The 12,825-nt window shown below is 40.9% G+C and carries 10 protein-coding genes and 1 tRNA gene; 6 read left to right on the forward strand and 5 right to left on the reverse strand.

The window, feature by feature from the left end:
- Nucleotide 1 precedes the first annotated feature (1 nt).
- From AC5JMF_RS07490 to AC5JMF_RS07505, 4 genes are all read left to right on the forward strand, one after another.
- Nucleotides 2-1,399: a tetratricopeptide repeat protein gene (locus tag AC5JMF_RS07490; RefSeq protein WP_495795076.1), complete on the forward strand. Its 1,398-nt coding sequence runs from the start codon at nucleotides 2-4 to the stop codon at nucleotides 1,397-1,399.
- Nucleotides 1,396-2,898, forward strand: coding sequence for a nickel/cobalt transporter (locus AC5JMF_RS07495; RefSeq protein ID WP_495795077.1), 1,503 nt, complete (start codon nucleotides 1,396-1,398; stop codon nucleotides 2,896-2,898). The genes AC5JMF_RS07490 and AC5JMF_RS07495 overlap by 4 nt, the downstream gene beginning before the upstream one ends.
- A gap of 58 nt (nucleotides 2,899-2,956) precedes the next feature.
- Nucleotides 2,957-3,670: a hypothetical protein gene (locus AC5JMF_RS07500; RefSeq protein ID WP_495795078.1), complete on the forward strand. Its 714-nt coding sequence runs from the start codon at nucleotides 2,957-2,959 to the stop codon at nucleotides 3,668-3,670.
- Between the two features lie 294 nt (nucleotides 3,671-3,964).
- A complete protein-coding gene (locus AC5JMF_RS07505; RefSeq protein ID WP_495795079.1) occupies nucleotides 3,965-4,660 on the forward strand; it encodes a class I SAM-dependent methyltransferase in 696 nt (231 codons plus the stop codon).
- A gap of 404 nt (nucleotides 4,661-5,064) precedes the next feature.
- Here AC5JMF_RS07505 and AC5JMF_RS07510 read toward each other — a convergent pair whose 3' ends face one another.
- Nucleotides 5,065-5,244 carry a hypothetical protein gene (locus AC5JMF_RS07510; protein WP_495795080.1) on the reverse strand — a complete coding sequence of 60 codons (180 nt, stop codon included), beginning with the start codon at nucleotides 5,242-5,244 and terminating at the stop codon, nucleotides 5,065-5,067.
- A gap of 1,267 nt (nucleotides 5,245-6,511) precedes the next feature.
- Here AC5JMF_RS07510 and AC5JMF_RS07515 point away from each other — a divergent pair.
- Nucleotides 6,512-6,781 carry a hypothetical protein gene (locus AC5JMF_RS07515; RefSeq protein ID WP_495795081.1) on the forward strand — a complete coding sequence of 90 codons (270 nt, stop codon included), beginning with the start codon at nucleotides 6,512-6,514 and terminating at the stop codon, nucleotides 6,779-6,781.
- A gap of 253 nt (nucleotides 6,782-7,034) precedes the next feature.
- Here the strand turns inward: AC5JMF_RS07515 and AC5JMF_RS07520 are convergent, their stop codons facing one another.
- The 4 genes from AC5JMF_RS07520 to AC5JMF_RS07535 form a co-directional block, all read right to left on the reverse strand.
- Nucleotides 7,035-7,205, reverse strand: a complete 171-nt coding sequence (locus tag AC5JMF_RS07520; protein ID WP_495795082.1) for a hypothetical protein — start codon at nucleotides 7,203-7,205, stop codon at nucleotides 7,035-7,037.
- 245 nt (nucleotides 7,206-7,450) lie between these two features.
- Nucleotides 7,451-7,523: transfer RNA gene (locus AC5JMF_RS07525), tRNA-Ala, on the reverse strand.
- A gap of 26 nt (nucleotides 7,524-7,549) precedes the next feature.
- Nucleotides 7,550-8,278, reverse strand: coding sequence for an HAD family hydrolase (locus AC5JMF_RS07530; protein WP_495795083.1), 729 nt, complete (start codon nucleotides 8,276-8,278; stop codon nucleotides 7,550-7,552).
- Nucleotides 8,275-9,174, reverse strand: a complete 900-nt coding sequence (locus AC5JMF_RS07535; RefSeq protein WP_495795084.1) for a class I SAM-dependent methyltransferase — start codon at nucleotides 9,172-9,174, stop codon at nucleotides 8,275-8,277. Before AC5JMF_RS07535 ends, AC5JMF_RS07530 begins: the two co-directional genes overlap by 4 nt.
- A gap of 366 nt (nucleotides 9,175-9,540) precedes the next feature.
- Here AC5JMF_RS07535 and AC5JMF_RS07540 point away from each other — a divergent pair, with 366 nt between their 5' ends.
- The gene (locus AC5JMF_RS07540) at nucleotides 9,541-12,726 is read left to right on the forward strand and encodes an intein-containing RctB family protein (RefSeq protein ID WP_495795085.1); all 3,186 of its coding nucleotides are present in this window, start codon (nucleotides 9,541-9,543) and stop codon (nucleotides 12,724-12,726) included.
- The last annotated feature ends 99 nt before the right edge of the window (nucleotides 12,727-12,825 follow it).

The raw sequence follows: 12,825 nt of genomic DNA on the forward strand, positions 1-12,825 counted from the left end.
TATGCATCTACGAATACTATGGGTGTTAGTGCTGACTAGCCTACTGGTTTTATTTAGACCCTGTGATACACAGGCGCTAAGTTTAGGCTACACCAATGGGAAGTTAGGCACATATTCCTCTGCTGTACAACTGCTGAGTGTTAATTCTAGGCAGATATTACCAGTTAAGCAGTCAGATTTAGTCTTCCCCGATTATTTACAGCGATCGCATATTATCCGCGTCTATGAGGAGAAAGTGGCCCAATCTCCCAGTTCCTCAATATTTTTACGTTTGTTAGCCGATCAGTATTTGCGGCGCTTTCGAGAAATTGGAGACATAGACGATGTGTTGCGAGCAGAACAAGCGGCACGCAAATCCCTGGCACTACAGCCGCGTCATAATCAAGTTTCTTCCATGCTCTTAGCATCAGCTTTACTATCTCAGCATCAGTTTCGGGAAGCTTTAGATGTGTTAAATAATTCATCTGTTGATAATCCCAATATTGTATCGCTGAGGGCATCGATTCAGATGGAGTTGGGTGACTATGAAGCAACTCATCAACTCTTGCAGAACCTTGCACAGGAAGAATCGAACTCTGGGCATAACGCAGTTGTCGCCCGTTACTTAGAGTTAACTGGCAATCTAGCCTCAGCGCGACAACTGCTAGATGAGGCTATGCAGGAGATGGACTCTTTCTACACGACGAGCGCAGAAACTCGTGCTTGGTTTCATGTGCGGGCTGGGGATCTTGCTTTTGCTGCTGGCGATTTTGCCCTGTCTGAGCAGCGATATCGGGAAGCACTTGACCTCTTCCCACGGCATATAGCTGCATTTACAGGACTGGCCCGCCTCTATACGGCACAGCATCGCTGGCAGGATGTTCTAAATATCGCAAACCAGGGTATAGAACTGATGCCGTTGGTAGAAACGCTCTCGTATAAGACTGATGCTCAACTAGCTCTGGGAGACCAAAAAGGCGCAGCTGAAACTGAAGATTTAATCGGGGTAGTCGCTTATATGAGCAAGGTTAAAGGAATCTACGATCGCGCTTTAGCGGTCTACTACATTGAACACGGAATTAATTTAACAGAAGCTCTACAGATTGCCCGTGGTGAAGTAGCAGTGCGAGACGATGTTTATGCAGAGGATACGTTGGCTTGGGCAGCTGCGGCTAATGGGCAATGGCAAGAAGCGCAAAGGGCAGCACAACGGGCAACTCGCTTCGGAACAGAGGATGCTTTGCTGCAATTTCATGCTGGCATGATTGCGTTTCACTTAGGTAAGCGTGAGGAAGCAATCAAGCGACTAACTCAAGCTCTTAGCCTCAATCCTCAATTTCATCACAAGTATGCTGATGAAGCTCGTCAAGTCTTAGCTCACTTAGTTCCCACTCCTAACGTTATGGAGAGTTCTTTATGAAAAAGTTGCTGCATTACTTGGCTTGGAGTACTGCAATTATCGCAGTCTGTTTATTTTGGATGCCGAGGGCGGATGCCCATCCTTTAGGCAATTTCACCATCAACCACTACGCACAAGTGCAGATAGCACCGGATGGCGTGGGAATTGATTATGTTCTAGACATGGCAGAGATTCCTGCTTTTCAGGAAATTAATCACTTAGATATCAATCGCGATCGCAAAGCTGAACCTGTAGAAACGGTTCAATACCCTGACCAAAAATGCCAGGAAGTCAATTCACATCTGGAACTGTTTATTAATAAACAGCCTTTAGCACTGTCTTTGAGCAAATCAACAGTCGAATTTCCTCCAGGTGTCGGAGGATTATCTACACTGCGGCTGAGTTGTAATTTTCAAGGGCCAACGGAGTTAGTCGGCGCGAATCAGTTAATCGAGTTTGAAGATCGGTTTTATCCACAGCGCTTGGGTTGGCGTGAGATGACTGTAGCTGCAAATGGCGTTCCTATTCAAGGTGATTTCACCTCTTTGAGTATCACCAACCGCTTGAGAGATTACCCTACTGAGTTACTTAGCAGTCCTCTTGATCAGCGTCGAATTTCCTTGAAACTCAATCCGTCTTTAACATCGAGTGAACAAGCGCCTCCACGGTCTGTTAAATCATCCAGCCGTTTAGATAATGCTTTGACAGGAAGAAGCAATGATGTCTTCACTAGCCTAATTACCCAGGAAAATCATAATTTCCTGACTATTCTAATAGCTCTAGCGATCGCCTTTTTATGGGGTGGTTTACACGCCCTGTCCCCCGGTCATGGGAAAACGATAGTTGGTGCTTATTTGGTGGGTTCCCGCAGTAATGCCCAACATGCCCTATTCCTGGGTCTGATTATGACGATTACCCATACTGCTGGTATATTTGCTCTAGGACTGGTCACTCTTGGCACATCGCAGTTTATCTTGACAGAGCAATTGTACCCTTGGTTAAGCGTACTCTCTGGTTTACTGGTAACTGTAATTGGTTTGAATTTATTTATCAGTCGATTGCAAGGGACTCAGGTCTCTCATTCACATCACCATGACTTGCATCATCACCAGACGCTCGATAACTCGCTACCGCTTCACCATCACCACAACCATGTACACCATGAGCATTCGCATCTACCGCCTCACGGCGATATAAGTTCCATGAAGTGGTCTAGCCTACTAGCATTGGGAATTTCCGGCGGCTTGTTACCTTGTCCTTCAGCCTTAGTAGTGTTGCTAAGTGCGATCGCGTTGGGACGAGTAGGTTTTGGGCTAGCGTTGGTATCTGCCTTTAGCTTAGGTCTAGCAGCGGTACTAACTGGAATTGGGTTGATGCTAGTTTACGCCAAGGATCGGTTTGAAAATTTACCATTTCAAGTTCCCAGGATAAAAATGTTACCTGTGGCAAGTGCCTTATGTATCACCATAATTGGCTTAGGTATTACTTCACAGGCTTTACTCGCGCATCCCTGGAACTAGATAAAAGTACAAAAGACAAAAGTACTCAGTTTTGTAAAAATAACCCGGAACAACTATTATGTTACAAGCTTTTAATGAATCCATCGTCAGAGAAAACAATCTATCTCATCACTCTACCAAGTTTTCACAAACAGCCAAGCTTAAGAGTTTGAGTGAGCGTTCATTTAATTTTTGGCAAAAATCGCTAGGACGTTCAATCTCAATTGCTTCTGCTGCGATCGCTCTATCTCTTAGTGTTACCCTGCCCTCTAGGGCATTCACTATTTCATATTCGGGTGACACAACAAACGCACCAACTTTTAACCGTCCTGAAACTGAAGGGTTTGAAGGTGGCACTAACCCACCGACATCACTTTCTACTAATGGTACTGCCGTCCCTTATTACAGCCAGCCTTTTTTTGTTGATACTACAGGCTCCTATAATATTGTAGGTTCTCAAGCTTTCCTGGGCATCCAATTCTTGTACCAAAACAGCTTTAACCCAACTGCCCCTTTAGTTAATTTACTGAACGGAAATGATCCTTTTCCAGATGAAGGTACATCTAGTTTTAGTGACTTGAGCTTAACTGCCAATAATCAATACTTTTTAGTCACTACTGGATTTGATAATAGCAATACAAGTTTTGGTTCTTTTACCAATACCATCACAGGCCCTGGCAATATTACACTTGTCCCCGAACCTTCTTCAATTGCCAGTACAGTAGTCTTTGCCATTTTCAGTGGCAGCTTAATACTAAAGCGCAAACTAAAAAAGCTAAAATCTGTCAACTAACCTCCGAATGAATCTGAGTGATTCATTCAGAGGTTAGTGTTAAATTTCCATAAGGAGATTAGTAAAACCTGAATTTGTCAGAAAATATTATTTTGAGAAAAATATGAAACGCTTTGTCTTTATCTTCTTAATAACTGCTTTGTGCATAATAGGCTACTTTGAATTTAGCTTGTCACAGGCTGAAAAACTTTTTTGGCTGAATTTGAGTCTTTGAAATTCTCCCTTACTAAATCATTTTGCACTCCGCAGTCATAAATCTGCAATACACTGTAAGTTACTAAAAAATCAGAAACGATGGAGAACATTATTAATTTTCACCAGGACTTCAACAAATTTGTGGAAGATAGCTGTTGCATTCTGTCAGGAATGCAGTTGCCAATCTCACCTCTCCAATATGTTTTGAGGGAGAAACTTGTTAATCAAGATGGTCTTTGGTTAGAGTTTGGTGTTGGTAGTGGACACACTCTCAATCTAATCTGCGAGTATCGGTTACAAGGAACTGTTTACGGGTTTGACAGTTTTGAAGGATTACCATTCGATTGGCGTCCTGAATTCCCTAAAGGAGCTTTTAAGCAACTAAAATTACCCCAGGTTAAAAGCAATGCTACTCTTATAATAGGTATTTTTGAAGATACTATTCCTCAGTTTATCGCTGCTAAAAACCAGAAGTATATATCCTTATTACATATTGACTGCGATCTTTATTCATCAACTAAAACTGTCTTCGACTATTTCGGTGCAAGACTCACAAAAGGCTCGATAATCGTTTTTGATGAGCTGATCGGATATTCTGGATTTGAGCAACATGAGTTAAAGGCATTTTATGAATTTGCTTTAGCTTCAGAGAAAAAATTTCAATGGCTTGGAATCAATGGAACTAAAGATACTAAAGAGCTACTTAAAGATGCTCAATACGGATCAATGGGTGAACGTTGGTTTCCTCAAAGTGTTCCACTCAAGGAGCGTGTTGCCGTCAGAGTCCTTTCTTAGAACCTACATTCCGCACTCTCAACTGTCATATAAACTAAGTTCCTTGCTGCAAAACTACAAAATACTTGGCCAGGAGAGAGTCAGCAGCATAATGAAATTACTTGACCAAAACAGAAGTAGTAGCCACAAAACACTACTGATTATCTTAAAATTCGCTTGAGATAAATTAATGCTATTGTCTCTCCGACTAATATCACTATACGTTTTGTTTTTTCGTCCAAAAGTTTTGCAAATTAGTCCAGCTGAACGCTGTATTATTACGCCAATTTAAGTTTTGTGATGCCTAGTTACAATTTAAGTGTTGTACGGTTGTGATCAGACAAACCTGCTATTACATTAAAAAAGGCTCCTGCTATGCAGGAACCAAAATCAAACTCTAATTTGACTGATTAAGACGACACCTTTTATTCCTGGTGTCGTCTGCTATTTTTACTCTTCTCATCCTTCTCGCTACTTTGTAACACAACCAAAGTATTGAGAACTGGTGGTAAAACCAAATGGTAGCTACCCCGTAAATCAGGAATAACAACGCAAATCAACAATGCAGCCACTGCGATACTAACAGTGAAATTTTTGCTGTGCATACGTTTTTCCAAAAACGATAATTACACTGTTGCACATACTGCACTACATCAACATCAGTAAACTTACTAAGTAATTTCTATTAACTATTATTATTACTATTTGAGCCTATACAAATAAACCCAAAAATTAAGTAGTTGAAATCACTTAGCTGTATAGTGTAAGTACTGAAAAAGTAATAGAGACGTAGAGTTATATAAATTCTTTAAAAGTTGAAACATAGTGTTTATAAAGGTTTGACGAACCTCTTGGTTAATCACTGAGGAATAATATTTATTTATATGTAATGTAATTAACGTGCTGCTTGATGATTTCTTCCTCAATTATATCTCTCGAAATTTTTTCTGATCTGATTTTAAGAATTGATTATTATGATGTTAATTACATCACAAAATCAGCAATTCCTAAATCATAGAGTGACTACAAAGCAATTGAACTTTGTTGCATAAAGCATACAAGCATTATAGATTTTAAATTAAATGAATTCTGGTAACGGAATTGAAACGTCAGCAATTTATCAGGCGATCGCGCAGTTGACTAAAGATCGATAATTCAGAGCGATCGCCTTACGCTCCAACAGTCCTTATAATGAGATGTATCATAAACGTGATGCCATTTTGGTTGATAGATTTGGAGCGATCACATGTATTGAGCGCGTTCAAAAGCACTAAAGCTAGGTTTTACTAACTTGCCTACTGCTGGCTCACATCATGTTTTTCAGTATCCATCATCTGGAGCGTGAGTAATTTTGCCAGGGTATGAAAAAAAGGCATATGTCTATGCTGTGCATTTGGTCACTTTACGCCGAATACTTGTAGAGAATGGTTTAATTGATAAGATTGCTTTTGACAGTTTTCTAGAAAAGATACCTAGTTAAATGCGATCGCAGTCTCAAAGAGCTATCGCACTCAAGTGGGCGCAAACAGCGTCACCGTAATCCTAGCAGCACTGAGTCCTTTACATCTACTGCGACAAACAATTTGTTAATCCACAACTCAAAAAGTTGCGTCATTGATTGTGTTAAATCCAGTCAGCCGGTACTACTCACCTTCAAATCGCTGAATTTACTATTCCCGACAAACAATTTGTTAACGACGATAAATATCTTGTTAATCGACATCGGTAGAAGTAAGCAGAAACTGAACACCTTTTGAACTGGAAAACGAGTACTCCGTTGAGACAAACTACATCATATGGTTCTTCAAGTTGAAGTACCAATAGATTACAAGCAACAAAAAAGCAAAAAATTAGGACTTAGAGGTTTTTAATATGCTGAAGCGCACTTTTTTACCATTTTTTCTGGGTGGAATCACGTTATTGAGTTGGGGACTAACATCTCCAACTATGGCGAAATCTCCTGAGTTAACGACAGAACTAAACACAGAGCTAAAAGCAGAAGCACCCTTTGAAGGGTGTCACTACAAACAGGGAAAGTTCACTCTTGGTTCAACAGTAACACAAGATGATGGAAAGTTATATGTATGTGTGAATGACTTCAACAGTGGTGGTAAGTATGCGTGGCGACTTCAGCCGAAGTAGAATGCACAGAATTTTATAGAAAACAGCATACTTTCAAATTAGCTTTGAGTGGGTTTGGAGTCCGGTAAAATGAAAATGCCCTCATAAGAGAGGGCTTTTCATATTTTGAGCTAAAAACTGGTAGTCTGTCCGGATTATCAGTTGTAAGGATTCAGGTCTAGTATTGCGGAAGTAAAGAAGGGCGAGACTGAGGATTAATAGAGTTAGCAAATAACCGTTATAAACACGCTCATTGTAGCAGCTTAAATGCTGATTAGCTTAACCACTTGCCATCTAGGGCAACATGAGTGATACCCATAGCAGCCTGCTCGAATGTAGCGCGAAAACGCTGTTCGCTCTGTTGTAGTTTCTCTTGCGCCTGCTGGCGCTGGTGTAGGTCGCGGCTAATGAAGTAGTAAAGTAGAGCCAAAAGAGCCAAATTCAATAAGGATGCTTCTGTAGTCAGAGCAGAGATTAGACCTCTTGCAAAAGTCCCAGATGCGTGGGAGAAGTTAAGTTGAGGAAGGGATCAGACGATTAAAGTTTGGAGACGATAAACTCAAGCAAGATGTCCCGATTTCTCAAGAATAGTGTATAAACGAACGCCATGATTTCATTCTTAAAACGCGATCGCCTAATTTCTCTGTTAAAAATGAATGAGATGGTTGCTGTATATGGATTTGAGGTGAATGGAGAATAGGGGATTTGAACCCCTGACCTCTGCGGTGCGATCGCAGCACTCTACCAGCTGAGCTAATTCCCCTTAACGCCCTCTCACCATAGAGTATTCTAACATTCACTTACAGATGGCTGTGGCAAAGTTCGTGAATAGACTTCTTGTACTCGTTCTAGTTCTAAATCACTTAAGTAATCAACTGTCCAGTTACAGCGGCGCTGAAGCATATGAAATGGGTAAGTGTTTGCTACACCAACTACCTGCATCTGCGCTTGTTTTGCTGCTTGGATACCAGCTGGTGTATCTTCAATTGCTAAGCATTGTTGTGGTTGCAGATTTAACTCTGGATATTCCTTATTCAGGCGTTCGACTGCCAGCAGATAACCATCAGGGTCTGGTTTACTGGTGGTAATGTCATCACCTGCAACGATAATTTTAAAATATTCAGCCAGCTTGGCGCGATGGAGTACCAATTCTATTTCTTGGCGAATCGCACCACTGACTAACCCTAGCTTGAGATGATGCGATCGCACTTGAAATATTAAGTCTTCTAAACCTGGATACAAAGGTAGTTTTTCTATCTTCTCTAGTTCTTGTACATAAGCTTGGGCTTTGCGGTACAGCAGCTGAGTCAAATAGTTTTCATTAACTACTCTACCGCGATTATTTAGTAATGCAGCAAAACAAGCGCGATCGCTTCGTCCCAAAGAAGCTTGACGTTCATCAACTCTTTGGGGTTGGAGGTTTTCTGCAATCAGGATCTCATCTATTAGTTGTAGGTGGATTGGTTCATCGTTAATGATGACACCATTAAAATCGAACAAAACTACCTTTAAACTCATGCCATTATGCCAAACGCTGGAGAGCCAAGCTCCCCCCAATCATTATTATCTATTGTGGTGTCTATTGATGTGCGAGTATACTGCTGTGCATTATTGACTGGCGTCGGTTTAATACCGCTACTTAGTTGATGTATCCACCAAACATCATAGGTTCTAACTGCTTCAAATCCTGCTGACCCCATACTTGCATCTATATTGCCATCAGCATACTCACGAATATATGGTTCTTCAAAAATATTATTGAGCCAATCTAACTGACGCAGGGTTTTTTGATTACCATCTAAAGTTAGTACTTGTCCGCCAGCTACTAGTAACCGAAAGCTTTCTCGCAGAATTTCCCGGCATACTACATTTGGTGTTTCATGGAATAGCAAAGCAGCTGTGACTAAATCGAAACAAGCGTCACTGAAACTTGTTTTTTCAGCATTGCCATGTTGCCAGACTATTTCTAAACCTGCGGTTTTGGCTTTATCTTCAGCCCTCACCAGCATATATGGAGATAAATCTAAACCAATAACTTCTGCTTGGGGGAAAGCCTGCTTTAACATCAACGTAGTGGAACCTGTACCGCAGCCTAAATCTAGGATACGTCGTGGTTGTACCTTGACGGCATCAATTAAAGCCTGACGCACCAAAGTTTCGTTGGGTGGTAGAACATATTCAGTAATCGGATCGTAGGAAACCGCAGCTCGATAGTTGAGATATCCATCCTTGATACCGTGAAAATTTTGGCTACTGTAGTACTGGGGAAATGTTACATCGGCTTGTCGGAAGCGATCGCTTTCTCTCTCCCAGTCAATACTATCAGCGTAACGTCGCCATTTATCCTCATCAATCAAAAGACGGAATACAGGAGATAAAAAGCGCTCCCAGATGGTATCTTGTTGCACAGCCATAGAAGTAGTTAAAATTTAGGTTATTTTCCTTACAAATTCTACCAGAGTCATTTTCTACCGATGGCGGGCAGGTTGGCAATCGAATTATTGTGTAATATAGTTGTAGTATAAATATATTGCTGAAAAACTATCATGCCAAATTTAACTTATATAAAAGAGTAAAACTAGGCTTTTAATTAAGTAAGTCAGTGAGAAAAATTCAATGTACATATATGAAAAAATATAAATTATCCGTAGTTCGTAGAGTGTATTACGCCTTCAAATTGTTGACGGTGCGGCGCTACGCGACAACACACCCTACATTGAAATTTCTTGACTAGGCTTTTAATTTCAAATTTCGCCTAAAAAATTCAAACAAGTAAAAATATGCCCTACGAAAAGTTAGAAATTACCACGCCAGCCCCCGTCCTTTCTTGGGCGAATCACCCTTTGGGTTCAGAAGAAATCAAGATGGTGAAGAATGTAGCATCGCTACCATTTGTGTTTAAGCATGTAGCTTTGATGCCAGATGTACATTTAGGTAAAGGTGCTTTAGTTGGTTCAGTAATTGCTACGAAAGAAGCAATTATACCTGCTGCTGTCGGTGTTGATATTGGTTGCTTTGTGGGAGATACTTTAATTCCTCTGGTAGATGGTCAATCTTACCGCATTCAAGACCTAGTGGATTGGGGCAAAGAGTTTATAGTCTACGCTTGTTCACCAACAGGAAGAATCGTTGCAGCCAAGGCAACAGCCAAGTTAACTAGACGGAATGCCCCACTTGTAAAAGTGATTTTAGATAACGCAGAAGAAATTATCTGTACCCCCGAACATCAATTTATGCTTCGGGATGGAACTTATAGAGAAGCTCAGTCACTGCAAGCGGGAACTTCCTTAATGCCCTTTTACTCCCAAACTGACAAAGATGGCTATACCCTGATTGCTCAGCCGTACTCTAGCAAATGGCAAAAAGCACACTGGATTATTGCCAAATCTGGGTTGCTTGGCAAGATTACCAAATTTGAGGGACAGAGAACCTATGCAGAGCGAGGAACTAAAAACATCCTCCAGTATATGCAGCAGCAGCCAGAACATTTTAAAAATGCAGTTACAGATAATGGTCGTCGGGGTAAGCAATATCTAGTTAAATACAACACGAGTGAAAAAGGGAGAGCAAAATCTCAGGAAATTGCTAATCGCAACTATACTTGCGAAATTTGTGCAATGGAAGTTAAAACTCCTATCGGACTCCATAACCATCCTACAAAAGAACATCAATGCAATCACAAAGTTGCCGCAGTAATTTCTCTAAATTACACCGAGGATGTTTACTGTCTCACAGTACCGGAACACCATAACTTTGCGCTTACAGCTGGGGTGTTTGTTCATAATTGCGGGATGAGTGCCATCAAAACACCATTTACTGCTGAAAAATTGGAAGGCAAACTCAAGAAAATCCGCTTGGATATTGAAGCAGCAATTCCTACTGGGTTCAGCGAAAACAAAGATGTAGAAAAAACTGTTACTAATTGGCAAAGGTGGCGTGACTTCAAAGACTTGCATCCAGGAGTGCAAGATTTGCAAGGCAAAGCAATGAGACAAATGGGTTCTCTCGGTGGTGGAAATCATTTTTTAGAAGTGTGCCTCGATACAGAAAACCAAGTTTGGCTAATGTTGCATTCTGGTTCGCGCAACATCGGCAATAACTTAGCTCAATGCCATATTCACACAGCCAAAGAATTACTCAAGCTGGCAGGTAATCACTTACCTGACCCTGATTTATCATACTTTGTGGCTGGGACGCCAGAATTCCGTGCATACTGGAATGATTTGCAGTGGGCGCAAGACTACGCGCGTGTCAACCGCGATGTGATGATGGCGCGTTTCAAGCGCATTGTTGAAAAACATCTAGCTGGCGGCAAGGCAATCAAACCCCTTTTAGAGGTAAATTGTCATCACAATTACGCCGAAAAAGAAGTGCATTTTGATGAAGATGTGTACGTTACTCGTAAGGGTGCAGTACGCGCACAGACTGAAGATTATGGAATTATCCCTGGTTCAATGGGGGCAAAATCTTTCATTGTTAAAGGTAAAGGTAATGCCCATAGCTTCTGTTCTTGCTTTCCAGCGGGGACTCAAGTATTAACAGAATTAGGGTTGATGAATATTGAAGATGTATTTAATTCATCGCAACCGATTAAGTTAATATCCTACAACCAACAACTGCAAAAATTTGAGGCCAAGAGTATCTTAGAGCAAAGCGATCGCCTTGCTTTAGTACAAACGTATTCATTTTCTCAAACTAGACGCAGATTAGACAACACAATTACTTGTACTCCCGATCATCCTTTTGCTACTTATGAGCAAGGAAAACTCACATATGAGCCAATTGACAACATAGCTTTAGCCGCCGGGGGCGCAATTGTACCTACTCATGTTAATATTCGCTCTAACTTAACATGGGAAGAACAAGATATAAACTTCTACTATTTACTTGGCGTGATTTTAGCAGACGGTACAATTCATCTCAAACAGCGAAAAAATGCACCGGAAATAAATAGTAGACCACGCGAGGGTAAATACTTAAATGCTTATGTACGTATCTACCAATCTTCAGAACCATCTAAGCAAGAGTTTGTCAAATATTTAGAGAAACTTTTGCATTCATACACTCATGAAGTTTCGCTCAGAACCCAAAAACCCAGAAATGCTAATTTGAGAGGAAAAGCAATCACTGGCTGGGGACTAGTTGAAATAACTGTGAGTGACTTATCCTTCGTGGAAAAAGTCAAGGAACTTATTCCAAATTTATCTAATATTCTGCTAGCTAATCCATATTTGGCACTTTATTTTCTCGCGGGATATTTAGATGGTGATGGCACACATAACAGAAATACTGTATCTATTAGTATTAGCAAAAAACCAATGTTTACCATCTTGATTACTGCGCTATTGTCTTTAGGCGTGGCTTACAAAGTTTACCGCAATCGGAATAACTATGTAGTAGAGTTCCGGGATAATGAAACTTTAAATAAGTTACGCACAATTTGCCAGCGCCTGATCATAGATGAACCACCACAAAGGCTCTATGCTGATAAATTACTTTTGGCTCAATCTCTGACTGGAGGTAAATTAAAGTGTGATGATCTCACTTCTTTAGCCAAAGCAGGAAAAATGGTAAACGTTGCCAAATTTCAGGGGCAATTTATTGATGATAGCTTGGCTATGAATCGAGTAATTAAAGTTGATGCGGGTGAAAAATATTTACCAGTTTATAACTTTACTGTAGAAGACAATCATAATTACATTGTCTTTACTGAATATTACACGCCAATTCTAGTGCATAATTGCAGTCATGGTGCTGGTCGGCTACTGTCTAGAAATAAGGCAAAAAACACTTACACTCTTGATGATTTAATTGCCCAAACAAAGGGCGTAGAGTGTCGCAAAGATGAAGGTGTACTAGATGAGATTCCAGGTGCTTATAAACCGATAGATGAGGTGATGAACAACCAATCTGACCTTGTGGAAGTTGTAGCAACGCTCAAGCAAGTTGTTTGTGTCAAAGGTTAAGCGACTTCGGTGAGGGGGATGTGGTTCGACTCCGCTCACCAACCGGGGATGAGGGAGATGAGGGAGATGAGGGAGATGAGGGAGATGAGGGAGATGAGG

It is taken from the genome of Desmonostoc vinosum (assembly GCF_059505385.1).